The 20,323-nt window shown below is 70.2% G+C and carries 23 protein-coding genes and 1 tRNA gene; 9 read left to right on the top strand and 15 right to left on the bottom strand.

Annotated elements, in window-relative coordinates; genetic code table 11:
- The first annotated feature begins 51 nt into the window (after positions 1-51).
- Both ACYVF7_RS47095 and ACYVF7_RS47100 read left to right on the top strand, forming a co-directional pair.
- Positions 52-1,146, top strand: coding sequence for a hypothetical protein (locus tag ACYVF7_RS47095; RefSeq protein WP_460352638.1), 1,095 nt, complete (start codon positions 52-54; stop codon positions 1,144-1,146).
- A 112-nt stretch (positions 1,147-1,258) separates the two neighbouring features.
- Positions 1,259-1,525: a hypothetical protein gene (locus tag ACYVF7_RS47100; RefSeq protein WP_460352640.1), complete on the top strand. Its 267-nt coding sequence runs from the start codon at positions 1,259-1,261 to the stop codon at positions 1,523-1,525.
- A gap of 28 nt (positions 1,526-1,553) precedes the next feature.
- Here ACYVF7_RS47100 and ACYVF7_RS47105 read toward each other — a convergent pair whose 3' ends face one another.
- The 5 genes from ACYVF7_RS47105 to ACYVF7_RS47125 form a co-directional block, all read right to left on the bottom strand.
- Entirely contained in the window at positions 1,554-1,697 is a 144-nt protein-coding gene (locus tag ACYVF7_RS47105; RefSeq protein WP_460352642.1) for a hypothetical protein, read from the bottom strand.
- A gap of 94 nt (positions 1,698-1,791) precedes the next feature.
- Positions 1,792-2,031: a hypothetical protein gene (locus ACYVF7_RS47110; protein WP_460352644.1), complete on the bottom strand. Its 240-nt coding sequence runs from the start codon at positions 2,029-2,031 to the stop codon at positions 1,792-1,794.
- Positions 2,032-2,036: 5 nt separating this feature from the next.
- A complete protein-coding gene (locus ACYVF7_RS47115; RefSeq protein ID WP_460352646.1) occupies positions 2,037-2,300 on the bottom strand; it encodes a DUF7161 family protein in 264 nt (87 codons plus the stop codon).
- Between the two features lie 74 nt (positions 2,301-2,374).
- Positions 2,375-2,731, bottom strand: coding sequence for a hypothetical protein (locus ACYVF7_RS47120; protein ID WP_460352648.1), 357 nt, complete (start codon positions 2,729-2,731; stop codon positions 2,375-2,377).
- A gap of 468 nt (positions 2,732-3,199) precedes the next feature.
- A tRNA-Gln gene (locus ACYVF7_RS47125) sits at positions 3,200-3,271 on the bottom strand.
- A gap of 227 nt (positions 3,272-3,498) precedes the next feature.
- Between ACYVF7_RS47125 and ACYVF7_RS47130 the strand changes: the two genes are divergently transcribed.
- Positions 3,499-4,575: an MFS transporter gene (locus tag ACYVF7_RS47130; RefSeq protein ID WP_460352650.1), complete on the top strand. Its 1,077-nt coding sequence runs from the start codon at positions 3,499-3,501 to the stop codon at positions 4,573-4,575.
- 1 nt (position 4,576) lies between these two features.
- On the opposite strand, the gene ACYVF7_RS47135 is transcribed toward ACYVF7_RS47130, so the two are convergent.
- From ACYVF7_RS47135 to ACYVF7_RS47160, 6 genes are all read right to left on the bottom strand, one after another.
- Entirely contained in the window at positions 4,577-4,960 is a 384-nt protein-coding gene (locus ACYVF7_RS47135) for a VOC family protein (protein WP_460352652.1), read from the bottom strand.
- An 82-nt stretch (positions 4,961-5,042) separates the two neighbouring features.
- Complete coding sequence (gene gltX, locus ACYVF7_RS47140; RefSeq protein ID WP_460358502.1) at positions 5,043-6,437, bottom strand: glutamate--tRNA ligase; 1,395 nt, start codon at positions 6,435-6,437, stop codon at positions 5,043-5,045.
- Positions 6,438-6,468: 31 nt separating this feature from the next.
- A complete protein-coding gene (locus ACYVF7_RS47145; RefSeq protein WP_460352654.1) occupies positions 6,469-7,233 on the bottom strand; it encodes a fumarylacetoacetate hydrolase family protein in 765 nt (254 codons plus the stop codon).
- A gap of 99 nt (positions 7,234-7,332) precedes the next feature.
- On the bottom strand, positions 7,333-8,586 hold the full coding sequence (locus ACYVF7_RS47150; RefSeq protein WP_460352656.1) for a cellulose binding domain-containing protein: 1,254 nt from the start codon (positions 8,584-8,586) through the stop codon (positions 7,333-7,335).
- Between the two features lie 128 nt (positions 8,587-8,714).
- The gene (locus ACYVF7_RS47155) at positions 8,715-8,915 is read right to left on the bottom strand and encodes a hypothetical protein (RefSeq protein WP_460352658.1); all 201 of its coding nucleotides are present in this window, start codon (positions 8,913-8,915) and stop codon (positions 8,715-8,717) included.
- Positions 8,916-8,923: 8 nt separating this feature from the next.
- Positions 8,924-9,127: a hypothetical protein gene (locus ACYVF7_RS47160; RefSeq protein ID WP_460352660.1), complete on the bottom strand. Its 204-nt coding sequence runs from the start codon at positions 9,125-9,127 to the stop codon at positions 8,924-8,926.
- Between the two features lie 554 nt (positions 9,128-9,681).
- Here ACYVF7_RS47160 and ACYVF7_RS47165 point away from each other — a divergent pair.
- On the top strand, positions 9,682-10,026 hold the full coding sequence (locus ACYVF7_RS47165) for an antibiotic biosynthesis monooxygenase family protein (protein ID WP_460352662.1): 345 nt from the start codon (positions 9,682-9,684) through the stop codon (positions 10,024-10,026).
- Positions 10,027-10,042: 16 nt separating this feature from the next.
- Here ACYVF7_RS47165 and cimA read toward each other — a convergent pair whose 3' ends face one another.
- Entirely contained in the window at positions 10,043-11,614 is a 1,572-nt protein-coding gene (gene cimA, locus ACYVF7_RS47170; protein WP_460352664.1) for a citramalate synthase, read from the bottom strand.
- Positions 11,615-11,970: 356 nt separating this feature from the next.
- Here cimA and ACYVF7_RS47175 point away from each other — a divergent pair, with 356 nt between their 5' ends.
- The 3 genes from ACYVF7_RS47175 to ACYVF7_RS47185 all read left to right on the top strand — a co-directional run bounded on the left by ACYVF7_RS47175 (position 11,971) and on the right by ACYVF7_RS47185 (position 13,661).
- Positions 11,971-12,546, top strand: a complete 576-nt coding sequence (locus tag ACYVF7_RS47175) for a Uma2 family endonuclease (protein ID WP_460352666.1) — start codon at positions 11,971-11,973, stop codon at positions 12,544-12,546.
- Positions 12,547-12,759: 213 nt separating this feature from the next.
- Entirely contained in the window at positions 12,760-13,098 is a 339-nt protein-coding gene (locus ACYVF7_RS47180) for a hypothetical protein (protein ID WP_460352667.1), read from the top strand.
- Between the two features lie 23 nt (positions 13,099-13,121).
- On the top strand, positions 13,122-13,661 hold the full coding sequence (locus ACYVF7_RS47185) for a hypothetical protein (protein ID WP_460352669.1): 540 nt from the start codon (positions 13,122-13,124) through the stop codon (positions 13,659-13,661).
- A gap of 53 nt (positions 13,662-13,714) precedes the next feature.
- On the opposite strand, the gene ACYVF7_RS47190 is transcribed toward ACYVF7_RS47185, so the two are convergent.
- From ACYVF7_RS47190 to ACYVF7_RS47200, 3 genes are all read right to left on the bottom strand, one after another.
- Complete coding sequence (locus ACYVF7_RS47190; protein ID WP_460352670.1) at positions 13,715-14,812, bottom strand: branched-chain amino acid aminotransferase; 1,098 nt, start codon at positions 14,810-14,812, stop codon at positions 13,715-13,717.
- Between the two features lie 146 nt (positions 14,813-14,958).
- Positions 14,959-16,005, bottom strand: a complete 1,047-nt coding sequence (locus ACYVF7_RS47195; protein ID WP_460352672.1) for a 3-isopropylmalate dehydrogenase — start codon at positions 16,003-16,005, stop codon at positions 14,959-14,961.
- A 229-nt stretch (positions 16,006-16,234) separates the two neighbouring features.
- The gene (locus ACYVF7_RS47200) at positions 16,235-17,533 is read right to left on the bottom strand and encodes an ROK family protein (RefSeq protein WP_460352673.1); all 1,299 of its coding nucleotides are present in this window, start codon (positions 17,531-17,533) and stop codon (positions 16,235-16,237) included.
- 139 nt (positions 17,534-17,672) lie between these two features.
- Here ACYVF7_RS47200 and ACYVF7_RS47205 point away from each other — a divergent pair, with 139 nt between their 5' ends.
- On the top strand, positions 17,673-19,070 hold the full coding sequence (locus ACYVF7_RS47205) for an APC family permease (protein WP_460352675.1): 1,398 nt from the start codon (positions 17,673-17,675) through the stop codon (positions 19,068-19,070).
- On the top strand, positions 19,067-19,960 hold the full coding sequence (locus tag ACYVF7_RS47210; protein ID WP_460352677.1) for an ROK family protein: 894 nt from the start codon (positions 19,067-19,069) through the stop codon (positions 19,958-19,960). Before ACYVF7_RS47205 ends, ACYVF7_RS47210 begins: the two co-directional genes overlap by 4 nt.
- Positions 19,961-20,323 lie beyond the last annotated feature (363 nt).

A 20,323-nucleotide genomic window follows, 5' to 3' on the forward strand; every position in this document is an offset into this window, starting at 1 on the left:
CGCCGGACGGACCGTTGACAGCGCGGCCGGCATCACGAGAAGGTCCCGGCGATGAAGATCGCCGACTTGACCCCGTTCGAACGCCGGCTATGGGACGCGTTCCCGCGCGGTGACAGCGTCGAGGCACCCGACGCCGGCGATGAAAAGGCCGAGGAAGGCCGTTCGTGGGGTCCGGACCGGACCGTACGCGCCGAGGTGATCCGAAAGCTCCTTCTCAGCGGCCGCCCCGCCGACGGGGAGATCGCGGCACTCCGCCTGGCGGGCGCGCGCATCGTGGGACGGCTGGACCTGAAGTACGCGACAGTCCCCTACCCGGTTCGATTCTGGAATTGCCACTTCGAACGCGCCCCGATCCTGTACGGCATGCACGTCCGTCAGCTGAACCTCAGCGAGTGCCATCTGCCCGCCCTGGACGCCGCCACCATTCGCGTCGACGGCGTCCTGCGGCTCACCGGTTGCCGCATCCCCGGTGAAGTACGGCTCGGCGGCTCGAAGATCTCCGGAGCCTTCTTCCTCGACGAGGCCCACCTGGGCCGAGAGCGCGTCGACGAGTTGGAGCGGAAGCCGATCCTGCAGCTCAATCAGGCCACCATCGCCGAAGACGTGTGGGGACCGCGATTGGTGGTCCACGGACAGGTCTCACTCGCCGGGGCGACCATCGGCGGAGCCGTGAACCTGGAGGAGGCCGACCTGAGTGAGCCGGGTCGCACGGTGTTGCACGCCGACACTCTGACGGTCGGTGCCAATCTGAGCGCCTGGCGGCTCCGCACCGACGGTGCGATCAATCTGCGCGGCTCGAAGATCCCCGGTCAGCTGAACCTCATCGAGGCGCGCCTCGCCAACCCCGGCGGAGTCGCACTGCGAGCCAGCAGCTGCACGGTCGGCGAGCTCTGGCTGAGCGATGCCGCGCCCATCGATGGTTCGGTGAATCTGCGTCGCTCGCGATTCGAACTCATCCGCGCTGCTCCCGAGGTCTGGCCGGCCCAGGTCAGGCTCGACGGGCTCACCTACGGCTCACTCACCCCGCACCTGCCCGCGCCGGCGGCTCGAGCTTCTGGAACGCGACGAGGACGGCTACGTTCCGTACGCCTACGAGCAGCTCACCGCGGCGTACCGGCGGATCGGCGACGACACCGCCGCCCGTGAGGTACAACTCGCAAAGCAGCGCCGGCGCCGCGCCACGCTGTCCTGGTACGCCAAGATCTGGGGTTACGTCCAGGACGCCACCGTCGGCTACGGTTTCCGGCCGACACGGGCGATGGCGTGGCTCCTGGCGCTGCTCGTCCTCGGGAGCGTCGTCTACGGAGTGCACCCTCCCCAGCCCGTCGAGCCCGGCAAGGCCCCGGATTTCAACGCCGCCGTGTACACCCTCGACCTCCTCCTGCCGGTCATCGACTTCGGTCAGGAGAAGGCTTTCAATCCGCACGGCGTATACCAGTGGTTCGCCTACCTGCTCGTCGCCGGGGGTTGGATCCTGGCGACGACCGTGGTCGCCGGCATCACGCGCAGCCTCAGCCGCCAGTGACCGGCCGTCGGGGCCGGAGCGTGTCGCGTCACTCGGGAAGCCGCGGAAGACGCCGTCCTCGTCCGCGCTGGTCGACCACCGCCGGCAGCGACGACTCGTCGTCGTCCGTGAGCAGCCCGACGACCTCCTCGACCGGCAACTCCCGATAGGCCACATTGTCGACGAACTCCACGCCGTCGCCACGCCACGTGGCCCGACCAGGTGGCGCAAGATCACGGTCGTACCAGGGTCGGCGCATGAGTGACACACGCGCCGTCAGGGATCCGTCACAGGCCGCGGCCCCGTCGCCGCTCGGCTTCGATTTCGGCCGCGAGTGCGGATCGCTCCGCCTGATGCCGGCCAAGGAGTTCGGCGCTGTAGGCCGTCCAGGCGGCCTCTTGGTCTGCGGTCATCTCGGCCCCGTCGACTTCGGATTCGACATCTGGATGGGCATCGAGGAATGCCGCGAACAGCAAACCCATCTCCCGGCTGTGCCGGCGGTTGAGCTCGATACGTCGCGGATCCATCGCTCTCACGCCTCCGGCGAATTCTCGCAGAGCGCCAATTGGTCGAACACGACCAACGCCATGCGCGTGGGGTCGCCCGGCGGGTGAACCCGCAGCGTGTGATGTGGGTTTGGTTCATCATCAACGATGACGACCGTTTCGATCCCGGCCGGCAGGTCTGCGGGCCAATCGATTTCATCGGTGGGTTCCTCGACGAGGACCCGGGCGAGCCTTCCTCGCAAGCCCGTCTGGTTGTACCGCAACGGCGTGCGGTCCCGATTCTCACTCACGCGCTGATCTCCTCCTCGTCCTTGGGGACCACGCGTCCGCGGCGAAGAAGTGGATCGTCCAAACGTCCCGCCCGCTATCCGCGCAGGCGGGCCGCGACCCGCTCGGCTTCATCGGCGTCCAGCGGATAGGGGCTGCCGTACAGGATCGGGCCGGCGATGACGGCGGGGCCTACGACCGGCGGAAAGCCGTGCTCGGCGGCGAGTCGGCTGGCGGCGGGATTGGGCCGGCCCGGTCGGGTCCGGCCAGGGCGGTCCTCAGCGTGCCACAGGGTCAGGTCATCGCCGAGCCTGGTGGATCGTATGTGCTCCGAGCCGAGCAGGCGAGCCACCTCCTGCACGAGTTCCATCCCGGAGAAGTTCGTCGTCACCTGCTGGACACCACCGGCGGTGACCACCAACAGCCACGCGGCTTCGCCTTGTCCGTCCGTCATCCCGGGATCATATGGCCCGCCTGTGAACCGCGCGACGAGTTGAATTCTGAGCAGCACGGATGCACTTTTACCTGGCTGCGCGCTGCCCGTGCACGTGACCGCCTGACGCTGCCCTCTCAGTGGCGAACGTCCGGACCTATGCCCGCGGAGCCTACGACGCGATTTCCCCGGACCGGTCAACACCACCCGCCCCCGTTACGGGCAGACTCTGACCACCATCCAGGTCACGGCTGAACAACGCTGACCGAATTCAGTTTGTGCCGTGGCCGGATACCGACGCTTCGTAGCGCCTGGCGTGTTCTACGCGCCAGGCGCTTCTGCCTGGGGCGCGGACCGCCGTCAGCCCGTGCTCCATGGTCTCGGAGCGGGGCGCAATGCGTCCGGGCCACTCACAACATCGAACGTGCGGCTTCCGGACAAGAAAAGAGCGGGGGTCTCGATGAGACTCCCGCCGAGGTCAGCGACTTGCTGGGGTACCAGGACTCGAACCTAGACTAACTGAACCAGAATCAGTCGTGCTGCCGATTACACCATACCCCACTGGCCTGCGGATCTTCCGATCTCCAGCGCCTCGGAAAGTTTAGCGGACGTTCGCGGGTGCTCGCGAACTAGATCCGCCGAGGCGCGCCCTCCCGCAGCGGCCCGTGGGTGTGGAACGCCCGTTCTGTTCCGGAGCGTACGGCACGGTTACGCTCCCAGATGTGGATCAAACGGGCGGGTTGAGGCGGGGCACCGCGACCTGGGTTCTTTACACGGTGCTGAGTTGTATGGGGTTCCTGCTCAACGGCATCGGGGCGGTTCTGGCGCCGCTGCAGAAGGACCTGGGGGTCGACCGGGGCCAGGTGGCCTTCTATCCCACGCTCTTCGCGGTGGGGCTGCTCGTGGTCGGTCTGGTGGGCGGTCCTCTGGTGGGCCGTGTCGGGCGGGGGATGGCGCTGCGTGCGTCGATCGGCGGGATGATCGCGGGTGGTCTGCTGCTGGCCACGCCCGTGCGGGTTCTGACGCTGGCCGGCGTGCTGCTCCTCGGCATCGGCGGGGCGCTGCTCATTCAGCTGATCCCGCCGCTGCTGGGCGCGCTGCACCCGCACGCTCCGGCCGCCGCGGTCGGTGAGGCGAACGGCCTGGCGAGTGCGGCGTCCGTGCTGGCGCCGCTGGCGGTGGCCGGTGCGCTGGCGGGCGGTCTCGGCTGGCGGGCCGGTTACCTGGCGGCTCCGCTGGTGTTGCTCGCGGTCGTCGCGCTCTTTTCTTGGCGCGTTCCAATGCCTGATGCGGCCGAGCCTCACGAGGACACGCCGGTCGGTTCGAGAGCCGCGTTGATCGGGCCGTGGATCGAGGTGCTGCTGGCGGTGAGCGTGGAGTTCTGCATGGTGTTCTGGGCCGCGTCGGCGGTCGGTGACTGGCATCACGCGTCGGCGGGGCTCGCTCCCGCGGTCGCCGCGCTGTTCCTGGTCGGCATGGCCGCGGGGCGCTCCTTCGCGGTGCCGGTCACCCGCCGGCTGCGTGGGCACCGGCCGTTGATGCTGACGTGCGTGGCCGTCGCGGGCGGCGGCTTCGCGCTGTTCTGGGCGGCTCCCTCGCTGCCGCTGTCCGGCCTCGGGCTCGCCGTCGCGGGGCTGGGCGTCGCACTGCTCTACCCGACCACCGTGAGCCGTACGGTGGCCGCGTGGCCGCACGCTCCGGACAAGGCGGCGGCACGGGCCGCCATGGCCTCCGGTCTGGCGATCGGTGGCGCGCCGTTCCTCCTCGCCCGGCTCTCCGACACGGTCAGCCTGCGGACGGCCTATCTGATCGTCCCGGCGCTGCTGATCGCCCTCGCGGTGCGGTCCGTGGCGGCGCGGGCGTAGCTCAGGCGCCGGGCAGGAACAGGCAGAACGGGTGCCCGGCGGGATCGAGGCAGATCCGCACACCCTCCAGAGGCTGATGGTCCGCGACCTCCGCGCCCGCGGCCACCGCGTGCTCGACCGCGGCGTCGAGGTCGTCCACCTTGATGTCCAGGTGGGCCAGCATCTGCTGGTGGCCGGGTTCGGTGGGCCAGACCGGGCGGACGTACTGTTTCTCGGTCTGGAACGACAGGCCGACTCCACCGTCGGGGTCGGTCAGCTTCACCCAGTCGGGTTCGTCCGCCACGACGTCCCAACCGAGCAGCCGCCGGTAGAAACCGGCGAGCTCACGGGCGTCGGGCGACTCCAGCACGATTGCGGACAGTGTCAACCGAGGGCTGTCGCTCATGTCACTCCTCGATCGGGCCGTTCCCCGCCCGGGGCGTGGACGGTCATCAGGGCGAGACCGTCCATGCCCCTTGGGTGCCGGGCTACTCCGCGGTCAGCCGGTCGAGTGCCGTACGGACGCGGGCGAGCGTACGGTCGCGGCCGATGATCTGCAGCGATTCGAAGAGCGGCAGGCCGACCGTACGGCCCGTGACGGCCACGCGGATCGGGGCCTGCGCCTTGCCGAGCTTCAGGCCGTACCGGGCGCCGATCTCCTCGGCCCGTGCCTTGAGCTCTTCGGCCGTCCACTCCGCGTCCTGGAACGCCTCCAGCGCGCCCCGGAGGATGTCCGCGGCGGGCTCCTTCATCGCCTTGTTCCACGATGCCTCGTCGATCACCGGCTCGTCGAGGAACGCGAAGTCGACCATCGCCGTGATCTCCGAGAGCACCGCGACGCGCGTCTGCGCCAGCGGCGCGAGCCTCGCGAACACCTCCGCGTCGTACTGCTCGGGCGACCACGGGGCGTGCGGCTCCCGCAGCCAGGGCGCGCAGCGCTCGGTGAAGTCCTCGACCGGCAGCGCGCGGATGTACTCGCCGTTGAACGCGCGCAGCTTCTTGACGTCGAAGAACGCCGGGGAGCTGTTGACGTCCTCCAGCCGGAACTCCTCCTCGACCACGCTCCACGGGACGATCTCGCGGTCGCCGGAGGGCGCCCAGCCCAGCAGCATGAGGTAGTTGCGCGTGGCCTCGGCGAGGAAGCCCTCGGCCTGGTAGTCCTCCAGCGCGACCTTGTCCCGGCGCTTGGAGAGCTTCTGGCGCTTCTCGTTCACGATGACGGGGACGTGCGCCCAGGTGGGCGGCTGCGCGCCGAGGGCCTCCCACAGCAGCTGCTGCTTCGGCGTGTTCGACAGGTGCTCGTCGCCGCGGATGACGTGGGTGATGCCCTGGACCATGTCGTCGACGACGTTGGCGAGCATGAACAGCACCGAGCCGTCCGCCCGCGCGATGACGAAGTCCTCGATCGTGGCGTTCTCGAACGCGGGCTTGCCGCGGATCAGGTCGACGACGATCGTCGTGCCCTCGTCCGGAGTGCGGAAGCGCAGCGCGCGCCCCGGGCCCGGCTCCAGGCCGCGGTCGCGGCAGAAGCCGTCGTAGCCGCGGTGGGAGTCACCGGTCCGCGCGATCACGTCGTCGCGCGTGCAGTCGCAGAAGTACGCGCGGCCGGCGGCGCGCAGCCGCTCGACGGCCTCGCGGTGCTTGTCGGCGTTGGCCGACTGGAAGTACGGCCCTTCGTACTCGTTCTCGTCGATGCCCAGCCAGCCGAGGGCGCGGATGATCCCCTCGGTCCACTCCGGGCGGTTGCGCGAGGCGTCGGTGTCCTCGATGCGCAGGACCAGCGCACCGCCCGCCTGCTTGGCGAAGACCCAGTTGAACAGCGCCGAACGCGCTCCCCCGACGTGGAAAATGCCGGTGGGCGACGGCGCGAACCGGGCTCTGATGGTGCCGGAGCCGTGCTCCGGGGAAGAAGGGTCAGTCACGGGACACCACTGTATTGCTGAGCGTGCCGATGTTCTCGATCATTACGGCCACCTCGTCGTCCACCTGCAGCGGCCCGACGCCCTCCGGCGTGCCGGTGAGGATGACGTCGCCGGGCAGCAGGGTCATGATCTGGCTGACGTACTCGATCAGCTCCGGGATGCCGTGGAGGAGCTGCTTCGTGCTGGACGACTGGCGGGTCTCGCCGTTCACCGTGGTGGTGATGGCGAGGTCGGACGGGTCGAGCTCCGTCTCGATCCACGGACCGAGCGGGCAGAAGGTGTCGAAGCCCTTGGCCCGCGTCCACTGCCCGTCACGCTGCTGAAGATCGCGCGCCGTGACGTCGTTGGCGCAGGTGTAGCCGAGGATGACGTCCGCCACCCGGGACGCCGGGACGTCGCGGCACAGCCGCCCGATGACGACGGCCAGCTCACCCTCGAAGTCGACGCGCTCGGACAGGCTCGGGTAGACGATGGTCTCGCGGTGGCCGATCACGGCCGTGGACGGCTTCATGAAGACGACCGGCTCGGCCGGTGGTTCGCCGCCCATCTCACGGGCGTGCTCGGCGTAGTTCTTGCCGATCGCGACGACCTTGCTCGGCAGGATCGGCGCCGTCAACCGCACGTCGGCCAGTGGCTGGCGCTCCCCGGTGAGCTGGATCTCCCCGAACGGGTGGGCGGCGATGGTGGCGATGGTCTCGTCGTCCTCGACCACGCCGAAGGACAGGCCGCCGTCTTTGGTGAACCTCGCGATACGCACGTTACGAGGCTATCGACATCCGCCACTGCCCTCGCCGTCGGTCTCCGTAAGACTGAAGCCGGTCACCGCGCGACTCGGCTCACCGGCCCGGCAGACGGCTCAGCGGGCGACGAACGCGCAGGGCGCTCCGTTCAGCCGGCAGTCGGCCGGCATCGACGGCGATCCGGAGCCGCCGAACCGGACCTCGAGCGTCGCGCCGGGGGCGATCGGCCGTGCCGTCGCCGTACTGGTGAGGACCGCGTCCTCACCCCTCCGCTGGAGGACCGCGTCCCAGGTGTTGTGGATGTCGGCCCCTGGATACCGGAAGGAGAGCGTCCAGGACGGCATCGGCTGGTCCCCGTGGTTGGCGATCGTGACGGTGCCCTCGAAGTAGCCCGCGTCGCGCTCGACGGTGCGGTACGCGATCTGCGCCCCGGAAGGGGCGGCATGACGGACAGGCTGCGGCGCGCATGACTTGCCGCCGCACGGGGCGGGATGCTTGTCGCCCCCGGAGAACCCGCCGTACACCAGTAGGAACCCGACGCCCATGAGAACGGCGCCCGCGAGGATGACGCCGACCCGGAGCGCTCGGGTGAGCGGTCTCCTCCCGGCCACGGGAGGTGCCACCGGCCGGTACGGGCCGCCGGGCGGCAAGGGGATGCCCTCCTCCACGGTCACCGGCGCGGCGTACGGTCGCGGCGGCGGGATGATCGGGTGCACCTGCACGTCCGTCGCCGGCACGGGCCGCGTGGCGCCCGCCTGGCTCTCGCCCGCCTCCCCCGGCGCGCCGGCCGACGAAGGCCCGGCCACCGACGGCGAGTCGGCCTCCAGGAAGGGCCCAGGAGTCGGATCCGCCGACGCCCCGTCCTCGTCCGGCCGGTCCATGCGCTCCCCTGCCTCGGCCGCAGCGTCGGCCCTCGTCGATACTCCGGCCTCGTCCGGCCGGTCCACATGCTTCCCTGCCTCGGCCGGCGTGTCGACCGCCGTCGGCGCTCCGGCCTCGGTCCGACCGGCGGCCGATGACGATGCGCCGGTCGCGGTCGGCCGATCCGTGGTCGCCGATGCCGCCGCCTCGCCCGGCGCGTCGCCCGGCCCGTCGCCCGGCCCGTCGCCCGGCCCGTCGCCCGGCCCGTCGCCCGGCCCGTCGCCCGGCCCGTCGCCCGGCCCGTCGGCAGGAGGGTACGCCTCGGCCGAGGGGGCGGCCGTCGCGGCGGGCCCGGCCCCGGTGGGCGCGTCGGTGTCCGTGGAAGCCGTTGCCGCCGGGGGTCGACCTCCCGGCGGGACGCCTTCCGGGCGCCACGGGGTGCCGACCGGTATCTCGTCGGTCACCCGCAGATGGGCGGGGACGTCCCTGTCGTCCCGTTCACCCGCCATACCCGTCGCCATGACGCCCTTTCTTCCCTCGCCTACCCGTTCCGACGATCGGCGGGCCGGGTTGGTTCAGAACGTACGAGTGCCCGCGCGGTCGAACTCCGCGCGGGCACTCGTCGATGCGGTGAGGGTCAGGGTTCGAGCGGCCGGTCGAGGGCGCGGCAGGCGGCGAGCCGTTGCTGCCGGTCCAGCATCGCGGTGATCGACTTGACCGCCTCAGGACGCCTGGTCCGGCTGGCGTCGGCCAGCCACTGGCCGGCCTCGGCGATCAGCCGCAGCTCGGCGTCGCGGTCGTACCGGAGCGAGCTCGGCGTACGTCGCTTGGGGGGCATGCGACCTCTCAATCGCCGATGATCTTGTCGAAGAACACGAAGGCGCTGACGAAGGCGACCCCTGCGGCCACCATCGACGAGGCGAGCCGGCGGTCACCGATGAAGGTGAGCGCGCCGGCCAGCGCGGCGATGACGACGGCGCACAGCGCGATCAGGCCCGTACGGACGGAGAGATGCGATCCGCGTGGGGCCGCGGATTCACCTGTGCCCATGCCGTCGTTCCTATGGTCACTTCGCCCGAAGGCACGTAGAGTCATGGGTGTCTTGACCTCCTTAGGGTCGGGACGTAGCGATTGCTGACGGCCTCCTGTTCGCGCAGGGGGCCGTCGCCTTTTTCACGGCGACGACCTTGGCCGTACGTGAGAGAAGTGTGGCGCTAAATGACCTTCGTCCGCCACCGATTCTCCAACCTCGCGAAAGTTTCCTGCGCCTCGCTGGCCTCTTCACATGGGCACGAAACGCGGAATCACGTCCCCACCTGCGGCGATCTTAGTAAACAGAATTAGATTCCGAACGGTTTCATCGCCGAGAGCGAACAGCCCTTTATGATCATGGCGTCACCTCATATTCGGTGAAATCCCGACATACCACCGATCTGCACGCGCATTTCGACTGTTCGTTTGCACGTGCATTAGAACGTTCCTCTTCATTCGCACCCGCACTCCACAGGACATACGGGACGACACGCGGTACATACGGGACGACACGCCGCGCGTCGCAGTGCCCCCGGTGACGCCCCCCGGGCGCGCCGCGAGAGGATTCGCTCATGAGCGTGGTGAAGATCAACGTGCTGACCGTGCCGGAGCCGATGAAGGAAGAGCTGGAGCGCCGGTTCGCCGGGCGCGCCGGGCTGGTCGAGGGGGCCGACGGCTTCGAGGGGTTCGAGCTGCTGCGCCCCGTCGAGGGCACGGACCGCTACCTCGTCTACACGCGCTGGCGAAGCGAAGAGGACTTCCAGCGCTGGACGGAGAGCCGGGCGTTCGCGGAGGGACACGCCCAGGCGGCGGCCGGCGCGGGCCACGGACACGGACATGGGCATGGCGGCCCGGCGTCGACCGGCGCCGAGCTGTGGTCGTTCGAGGTCGTCGAGCGGGCCACCCCGAAGGAGTGACCCGCCCGGCCGGGCGTCAGGACGGGTCGTAGCCCGCGCGCAGCAGGCAGTAGGTCACCGACTGCGCGAGCGCGTCCCACGAGGCGGCGATGACGTTGTCCTCGACGCCGACGGTGCCCCACTCGCCCGTGGCGTCGCTCGACTCGATGAGCACCCGGGTCCGCGCGTCGGTGCCGTGGGCGCCCTCCAGGATCCGGACCTTGTAGTCGACGAGCTCCAGGCCCGACAGCTCCGGATAGCTCCGCTCCAGGGCCAGCCGCAGGGCACGGTCCAGGGCGTTGACCGGGCCGTTGCCCTCGCCGGTGGCAACGATCCGCTCCCCCTTGGCGTGCAGCTTGACCGTCGCCTCGCTGACCATCGTGCCGTCGGGCAGGCGCTCGACGATCGTGCGCCAGGACTCCACGTCGAAGTAGCGGGGGCCCGCGCCGTCGAGTTCCTCGCGCAGCAGCAGCTCGAACGACGCATCCGCCGCCTCGAAGGTGTACCCCGCCGACTCCAGCTCCTTGACCCGCTCGACGACCTGGCGGGCCTTGTCACCGGTCAGCTCGTAGCCGAGCTCCCGGCCCTTCAGCTCCACCGACGCCCGGCCGGCCATGCTGGAGATCAGCATGCGCATGTCGTTGCCGACCAGCTCCGGGTCGATGTGCTGGTAGAGCATCGGGTCGACCTTGACGGCCGAGGCGTGCAGGCCCGCCTTGTGGGCGAACGCCGACATGCCGACGTACGGCTGCTGGGAGCCCGGCGCGACGTTCGTCACCTCCGAGACGGCGTGCGCGATGCGCGTCATCTCGCGCAACTCGACGCCGAGCTCGTAGCCGCGCTTGAGCTGAAGGTTGCCGACGACCGTGAAGAGGTTCGCGTTGCCGCTGCGCTCGCCGTACCCGTTGGCGCAGCCCTGCACATGCGTCGCCCCGGCCTTCACTGCGGCGAGGGTGTTGGCCACCGCGCAGCCGCTGTCGTCGTGGCAGTGGATGCCCAGGCGCGCGCCCGAGGCCACGACCTCGGCGACCACGTCGGCCAGCTCGTCGGGCAGCATCCCGCCGTTGGTGTCGCACAGCGCGATGACGTCGGCGCCCGCCTCGGCCGCCGTCCGTACGACCTCGAGGGCGTATTTCGGGTTCGAGCGGTAGCCGTCGAAGAAGTGCTCGGCGTCGAGGAAGACCCTCTGGCCCTCCGCACTCAGGTGGGAGACCGTGTCGCGGATCATCGCGAGGTTCTCCTCCAGCGTCGTGCGGAGGGCCAGTTCGACGTGCCGGTCGTGACTCTTGGCGACAAGGGTCACGACGGGCGCGCCGGATTCGCGCAGCGCGGCCACAAGAGGGTCGTCCGCGGCCTTCGCACCGGCCCGGCGGGTCGCGCCGAACGCGGCGAGCTGCGCGTTCTCCAGGTCGAGCTCGGTCTGAGCCCGCTGGAAGAATTCGGTGTCCTTGGGATTGGCGCCGGGCCAGCCGCCTTCGATGAAGCCGACCCCCAGCTCGTCGAGGCGGCGCGCGATGATCAGCTTGTCCGCCACGGTGAGGTTGAGGCCCTCCTGCTGGGCCCCGTCGCGCAACGTCGTGTCGTAGACGTGGAAGCCGTCATCACGCATGGGTGCTGTCCTGTTCGTGTCTGGAATATGCGGCGCCGCCGGAAAACAAAATGACCCCTCACGGGACGTGAGAGGTCTGCGCGCCGGCGGTGTGTGAACGTCTAGGTGCCGGCGCGCCAGCCGATAATCACCAGGCTGATGCGCATGATGGCTCCGAGTCTGCCACACCCTCGCCCCGATGGACACATCCATCTCACGATCCGAGACGCGCTCCGCTCACCAGCCCGAAGGCGCGAGACCCGCCGTCGCGAATCGAACTGACGATCGGCCGATTCACCTGCGCACAGATCCCGTTATCGACTACCGTCCGTCACGCTACGCATACTTTACGTTCTAGACGACGGGAGAGGATGATCGTGCTGGAGAAGCCGACCGACATGGAGACCGACGAACGCAGCGACGTCGAGCGCCGTTGTCAGGAGCTCAGCGAGCGCTGGCCGGACCGCAAGGTCGAGATCATCGACGGCCGGATCGTGGTGAGGGAGGTGCCCACCACCGATCACGCCGATGTCATCTTCGGCCTGATGCTCCAGCTCATGCCGTACGTTGCGAAGCGCGGCTGGGAGATCTGGCAGGACGTTGCGCTCTTCCTTGGTCCGCAGGTCGACCGGTACCGCCCCGAGCTGCTCGTCGTGCCGCAGGATCCGCCCAAGTGGGGCGACGACCATGTCTTCGGCAACGCCACCCATCTCGTCGTCGAGGTCGTCTCCAAGAGCAGTGTCCGCGACGACCACGAGGTCAAGCCCCGGACCTGCGCGCGGGGCGGGGTTCCGCTGTATCTGGTGGTCGACACATTCGCCGGCAAGGCGCGACTGCTGAGCCAGCCCGGTAAGGACGGATACGCGCACGAGGTGGACGTGAAGCTCGGCGAGCCGATGGACCTCCCGGCCCCCTGGGAGCTGACCCTCGACACGGCCCGACTGACGGTCTGATCGCGTCGGCGGCCGATCCGCGTACGGGCCGCTCACAGCGCAGCAGACCAGCGATGCGGCCTCCAGCGTCCACAGGTTGGTGATCTTCGTCTTGCCTTCCGAGATCGGGGCGTGGGTTCGCGGATGATGGAAAGCGGCCGTACCTGGCCATCGCGTTGAGATGATGATCAAGAAACCGCCAGGATTCCTCTCGCCGCTCTTCAGGGGGAACACATGGACACGGGGCATCGACGGCCTGTCCGGGGTCACGTCGTCTCTTGGGACGAGGAAGCGGGATGGGGAGTGCTCACCTCGCCGGAGGTGCCCGGCGAGGTATGGGCGCACTTCTCATCCATCCGGCTTCCGGACCCGGACGCGTTCGCGGCGTTGAGTCCTCGTGAGCCTGTGCTCTTCACCTGGGAGGAAGCCGATCAGGACGGCTATTCCTTCCGAGCGGTCGAAGTTCGCCGGGCGTCCGACGTCACCGACTCCACCGTCTGGGGACAGGACGAGCCCGGGGACGCCCCCGGTTACCGCTCCGATCTAGAGATCCAGTGGGACGAAGATCGGTAGCGGGACAAACGAAAGAGGAATACATGCGCACGATGAGCAAGCTGCTCGTCGCCCCCGTTCTCGCGGCCGCCGTCACGACCGGTGCCGCAACCGCCGCCTCGGCGTCGGTGGCCCCTCAGGCCGCCCACAAGCACTTCACCTTCACCAAGAAGCACGAGGGTCACAAGTACACCGGCAAAGCGGGCACCTTCCACGCGCAGATCGCCGTGAAGCACCCCAAGAAGGGCTACCCGATGGCCTGGAGCTTCAAGGTCGCCCCGGCGCTGCAGGCGATCGCGACCGGCAGGATGACCTGCACCGCGACCGGACTGAACGGCCACTACCACGACAAGCACGTCGTGCCGGTGAGCTACCTCTGGCACTCCTCGGTCAAGGGACACCGCACGAAGAAGGTGTACAACCTGTCCCTCACCTGCCACTTCCCCGTGCAGGTCGCCGGGAAGCCCGGCAAGGCGACCATCGGTCACTCGTTCTACTACGCGATCGACCCCTCCTCGCGTAACCGCGTCGCCGCGCCCGAGGGTGCGTCGGCGATGACGACCACGGTCCGCATCAGCCGCTGACCTGATCGAGGGCGCGCCTCCCAGCGGGAGGCGCGCCCTCGCCGTGTCCGGCGTCAGGCGAGCTTGTGGATCCAGCCGTACGGGTCGGGGCGCTCGCCGTACTGGATGCCGACGAGCTCCTCACGGAGCCGCATCGTGACCGGGCCGGGCTCGCCGGAGCCGACGAGCCACTCGTCCTTGGCGCTCTTGACCCGGCCGACCGGCGTGATCACGGCGGCGGTGCCGCAGGCGAAGACCTCGGTGAGTTCGCCGGAGGCGTTGCCCTCCCGCCACTGATCCGTGGAGATGCGCCCCTCGGAGGCCGGGACGCCGAGGTCGGGGGCGAGCTTGAGCAGGGAGTCGCGGGTGATGCCGGGGAGCAGCGTGCCGGTGAGGGCGGGCGTCATGACGCGGGCGTCCGGGCCGGAGCCGTACACGAAGAAGAGGTTCATGCCGCCCATCTCCTCGACCCAGCGGTGCTCGTTCGCGTCGAGCCACACGACCTGGTCGCAGCCCTCCTGGACGGCCTGGGCCTGGGCGACGAACGCGGCGGCGTAGTTGCCGCCGCACTTGGCGGCGCCGGTGCCGCCGGGGGCGGCCCGGGTGTACTCCTCCGACAGCCAGACCGAGACCGGCTTGATCCCGCCGGTGAAGTACGACGCGGACGGCGAGGCGATGACGATGAACAGGTACGACGAGGACGGGCTGTTCACGCCGAGGCCGCGCTGGGTCGCGATGATGAAGGGACGCAGGTAGAGGCTGTGCCCCTCCTGGGTCGGCACCCAGTCGCGGTCGGCGTCGACCAGCAGTTCCAAGGAGCGGACGAACGTCTCCTCCGGCAGCGGCGGCATCGCCATCCGCTCGCAGGAGGTGTTGAAGCGCGCGGCGTTCGCGTACGGGCGGAAGGCGACGATCGACCCGTCGGCCCGGCGATAGGCCTTCAGGCCCTCGAACAGCTCCTGGGCGTAGTGGAAGACCGCCGTCGCCGGATCGAGCATCAACGGCGCGTACGCCTCAAGGCGCGCGTCATGCCAGCCGTGCTCCGCGTCCCACCGGATGGTGATCATGTGGTCCGTGAAGGCCTGGCCGAAGCCCGGGTTCTCCAGCAGTCGTTCGCGCTCGTCCGCCGGCGTGCGGTGGTCGGAGAGCCGCATGTCGAACTCGATGGTCATCTGACGTCCTCTCGCGGTGCGGCCTCTTCGCCGCTCCGTACTCATTGTCGCCTTTTGTCGCCTTCAAGTCTCCTTTGCTCACGGCAGCCCAAAAAGGGCGCGCCGTGGGGCGCGCCCGGAGGGTTTCCCTGGGGGAAAGGCGCGCCCTAGCCGGATACTCGCTCGGCGATGTCATCGCCCGCCTCGCGGGTGGACCGCGCGGCCCAGGCGCCCTGGCGCTCGATGAGGTCGTCGGAGACGGCCTGCTCCACCTTGCGGGCCTCGGCGGTCAGGCCGAGGTGGTCGAGGAGCAGCGCGACGGAGAGGACGGTCGCGGTCGGGTCGGCCTTGCCCTGACCCGCGATGTCGGGGGCGCTCCCGTGGACCGGCTCGAACATGCTCGGCGCCGCACCCGTGGGGTTGATGTTGCCGCTGGCCGCCAGGCCGATGCCACCGGCCACCGCCGCGCCCAGGTCGGTGATGATGTCGCCGAACAGGTTGTCGGTGACGATCACGTCGTAGCGCTCGGGCTGCGTCACGAAGAACATCGTGGCGGCGTCGACGTGGGAGTAGTCGACCTCGATGTCCGGGTACTCCTTCGCCACGGCGTCGACCGTGCGCGACCACAGGTCGCCCGCGTAGACCAGGACGTTGTTCTTGTGGACGAGGGTGAGCTTCTTGCGGGGCCGACGCGCCGCCTGCTCGAAGGCGTAGCGCACGACGCGCTCGACGCCGAACGCGGTGTTGAGGCTCTCCTGCGTGGCGACCTCGTGCGGCGTGCCCTTGCGGAGCACCCCGCCCGCACCGGCGTACAGGCTCTCGGTGCCCTCCCGCACGACCAGCATGTCGATGTCCTCGGGCCGGGTGTCGGCGAGCGGCGTCGCCACGCCCGGGTAGAGCCGCACCGGGCGCAGGTTGACGAAGTGGTCGAGCTCGAACCGCAGCCGGAGCAGCAGGCCGCGCTCCAGCACGCCACTGGGCACGGTCGGGTCGCCGACGGCTCCGAGCAGGATGGCGTCGTGCTCGCGGATCTCCGCCAGCACGGAGTCCGGAAGCGTCTCACCGGTCTTGTGCCAGCGGGCCGCGCCCAGGTCGTACGCCGTCTGCTCGATCTTGAGGCCGAGCGCGTCGAGGACCTTGAGGCCCTCGGCGATCACCTCGGGGCCGATGCCGTCGCCCGGAACGACGGCCAGGCGGATGCTGCGGGAAGCCATGCGTGTACCTTACCGGGTCGTCTCATCCCATGAGAAGTCGTCTCAAATTATGGGCGATTTCCGCCCATGCGCTGGATGCCGCCCGTTCCCTGGATGCCGCCGACCCGCGGGCACCGCCGGCCCCTGACGCGCCACGCGGTCCCGCCGCACCACCGGTCCCCGGCCCGCCGTACGGCGGGGAACCGTCCGGAGCCAGGAGCGGCGCCGAGCCCGGAAGCGCCGCCGGTTCTCATGCGCCGCGCGATCCCACCCCACCGCCGGCGCCTGTCGCGCGGCCCGTACCCGGCCCGCCGTACGGTCCCGGCGCGCCGTACGGGCCGGGGACGTTGCCCGCTCCGGCGATGGCCCGGTCGAACACCAGGGCGCGAGCGGTCGCCAGGCCCGTGGCCAGCGCGCCCAGGACGACCGCGTCATCGCCGAGCGGGGACACCTCGACGCGCGGCGGCCCGAGCGGCGTCATGGTCTCGAGCCGGTCGCGCACCTCGTCGAGCAGGACGTCCGCGCCGTGACCGCCGATGCCGCCGCCGAGGGCGATCAGCTCGGGGTCGAACAGGGCGATCACACCGGCCAGCGCGTGGGCGAGGTGGTCGGCCTCCCGCGCGACCGTCTGGACCGCCGTCGGCTCGCCGTCGCGCGCCTCGTCGAACACCCGCTTGGCCGTGATCTCGCCGGTCATGCCGAGCCGCCGGGCCGTGGCGACCACTCCGGTCGCCGAGGCGACCGCCTCGAGCATGCCGTGCCGCCGGGAGTCCGCCACGCGGGCGACCGGGTCGGCCTCCCCCATCGGCAGGAACGCGATCTCGCCGGCCGCGCCGCGCGCGCCGCGGTAGAGGCGGCCGTCGATGATGATCCCCATGCCGATGCCGGTGCCGATCGACACGTAGACGAAGTGCCGCAGCCCGGCGCCGAGCCCGTAGCCCTGCTCGCCGAGCGCGGCCAGGGCGATGTCGTTCTCGATCGCGAACGGCGCGGGCAGCCGCTCGGCGAGCTTCGCGGTGACTCCGGGGGTGTTCCAACCGGGGATGTTCGGCGCGAGGTGAAGGCGTTCGTTCTCGACGTCGTGCACGCCGGGCGTGCCGAGCACGATGTTGGTGATCTCACCGCCGGCCGCCGCGGCGAGACCGTCGACGATCTCGCTGAGCTGGCCGATCAGCTCGGTCGCGCCTCCGGACCGCGCGGGGACGTCCTCCCGTACGGCGATCTCGCCGCCGAGGTCGACCAGGGCGGCGCGCACCCACTGGCGGCCGACGTCGATGCCGATGACCCACCCGGCCTCCGGCCGGATCTCATAGAGCAGCGCCGCCCGCCCGGCGTTGCCGGTCCGGTGGCCGACGGGGCGGACCAGCCCGGCCCGCTCCAGGTCGGCCAGGGCCAGCGAGATCGTGGGCTTGGACAGCCCGGTCTCCTCGGCGAGCTGCGGTCGTGACACCGGCCCGAGCAGCCGGATCCGCTCGTACACCGCACGCTCGTTCATGATGCGCAACACGCTCGTGGTGTTGGCCGTCTCCCCGCCCCTGGGCACGTTCATCCTCTCGCCGTACGCTGCACAACAGAGTGTCACATGCCGTCGAGGACTTGATTTGTTAGGGAGGCTCTCTTACATTCTCCCCAAACGCCGCTGACCAGGCAGAAGGCCCCTATAGCGCCATGAAAGGGAGTGGGGAGCCATGACGTCTCCCACGGCACCGGGGTTCGAGCGTCGCCTCGGGCTGTTCCAGGCCACCACCGTCAACATGACACAGATGTGCGGCATCGGGCCGTTCGTCACGATTCCCGCAATGATCAGCGCCCTGCAGGGCCCACAGGCCATGTTCGGCTGGGTGATCGGCGCGATCATCGCGGTCGCGGACGGCCTCGTGTGGGCCGAGCTCGGCGCCTCGATGCCCGGCGCGGGCGGAACGTACCTCTACCTGCGTGAGGCGTTCCAGTACCGCACCGGCCGCCTCATGCCGTTCCTGTTCGTCTGGTCGGCGGTGCTGTTCATCCCGCTGATCATGTCGACCGGGGTGATCGGGCTGGTGCAGTACGCCGGGTACCTGTGGCCCGCGCTCGTCCACGGCAAGGGTCTGTCGACCCTCGGCCACGTGGTCGCGGTCGGCGTCGTCGGCCTGGTCGTCCTCGCGCTGTACCGGCGGATCGGCGACATCGGGAAGATGACCTCGATCTTCTTCGTCGTCATGCTGGTCTCGGTCCTCGGCGTGATCGTCGCGGCGTTCACCCACTTCCACTCCAGCCTGGCCTTCGGCTTCCCGCACGACTCGAGCTCGAAGTTCTTCAGCGGCCTGGGCGCGGGCCTGGTCATCGCGATCTACGACTACCTCGGCTACAACACCAGCGCCTACCTCGGCGCGGAGGTGCGCGATCCGGGACGGGTCATCCCCCGCTCGATCATCTACGCCATCCTCGGCATCATGGGGCTGTACTTCCTGCTCCAGCTGGGCGTGCTCGGCGTCGTGCCCTGGCAGGAGGCGAAGGACTCCAGCTCCGTGGCCTCCCTGGTGCTGGAACGCACCTGGGGCAAGGGCGTCGCCCAGGTGTTCACGGTCGGGATCATCATCACGGCGTTCGCCTCGGTCTTCGCCGGGCTGCTCGGCGGCTCGCGCGTGCCCTACAACGCGGCACGCGACAAGGTGTTCCTCCCGTGGTTCGGGCGGCTGCACCCGCGCCTGCACTTCCCCACGGTCGGCCTGTACGCGATGGGCGTCGTCACGGCGATCGGCTCGCTGTTCACCCTCACCGACGTGATCAGCATGCTCACCGCGGTGTTCGTGCTCGTGCAGTCGGTGGCCCAGATCGCCGCCGTCACGGTGCTGCGGATCCGTCGGCCGGACATGCCCCGCCCGTACAAGATGTGGCTGTACCCGCTGCCCAGCCTCGTGGCCCTCGCGGGCTGGATCTACATCTACCAGGCGGCCGGGCTCAAGCCGATCCTGCTCTCGGTGGCCTGGCTCGCCGCCGGCGTCATCGCCTACCTGGCCTGGGCCCGCGCCGAGCGGGCCTGGCCGTTCGGTCACGAGGAGATCCACGAGGGCTTCGCCGAGCACCCTGGGCAGGCCTCCGCATGACGATGGACGGTACGTCGGTCGGCGAGTTCGTGCTCGGGATCGACTTCGGGGGGACCAAGGTGGCGCTCGCGACGGCGAGCGTCACCGGAGAACCGGTGAAGCGCACGCGCCTGGCGACACACGCCGCCGACGGCGCCAAGGAGGTGGTGCGCCGGGTACTGGACGCGGCGCACGACCTCGTCGCGGGCACGCCCGGCCGCCTCGTCGCGGCCGGCGTGTCCACGTTCGGGGTGATCCGCGAGGGCCGGGTGCGCCTCGCGCCCAACGTCCCCGGCTGGGAGGACCTCCCGCTGCCCGCCCTGCTCCAGGACGGGCTGGGCGTCCCCGCGGTCCACGTCGACAACGACGTCAACGCGGCGGCCGTCGCCGAACTGCGCTGGGGCCGGCTCCAGGGGACGAACGTGGGTCTCTACGTCAACCTGGGCACCGGCACCGGCGCGGCCATCGTGGTCGGCGGCAAGGTCGTCCCCGGCACGCACGGCGCGGCCGGCGAGATCGGGTACCTGCTGCGCGAGCCCGGCGAGCCGGGCTACACGGACGGGCGCGCGCCGCTCGAGGAGTACACGTCCGGGAGCGGGCTGGCCGCCCGCGGATCCGCGCTGCTCGGCGAGCGGGTCACGGCCGAGGAACTCTTCACCCGGGACGAGCCCGCCGTGAAGGCGCTGCTCGACGACGCCGCCGCGGCGGTGGGGATGGCGGTCGCCAACCTGACGATCTTCCTCGACCCCGAACGCGTCGTCGTCGGCGGCGGGATGGCCGAGGTGTTCCTGCCCGCCCTCCGCGCCGCGATCGCCCGCGCGACGCCCTTCCCGCCGCCGGTCGACGCCGCGCGCTTCGTCGACGACGCCGCGCTGATCGGCGCCCTCGCCCTCGGCGTCGAGGCCGCCTGACGCGACCGGTCCCTTACGGGCGGACGGATTCGTCACCCGGGGCCGTATCGCCGGCGCGGGTCGGTCTCCTACGGAAGATGCGGATAGCACGCCTGCGGGCGCTCGCGGCGCTGTGGCCGCGGGCGCCCGTACGGCGAAGGGTCAGCGACCGGCGGCGCCGCCGTTGTCGCGGCGGTCCAGCGCGGTCTGAACGGCTCGGGCGGCCTCTTCGGCGACCTCGTCGGCAGGGGTCCAGACGGGAGTGGCGTCCATGGGATTCGTCTCCGTGAAAGGTGTCAAGGGCGGACGGATCAAATGGGACTCACGGCCAGCGGCGCACTCCGCGGCGGGTCGCCGGCCTGCCCAATGATCAGGCCCCGCCGC

This window comes from Actinoallomurus acanthiterrae, assembly GCF_054775715.1.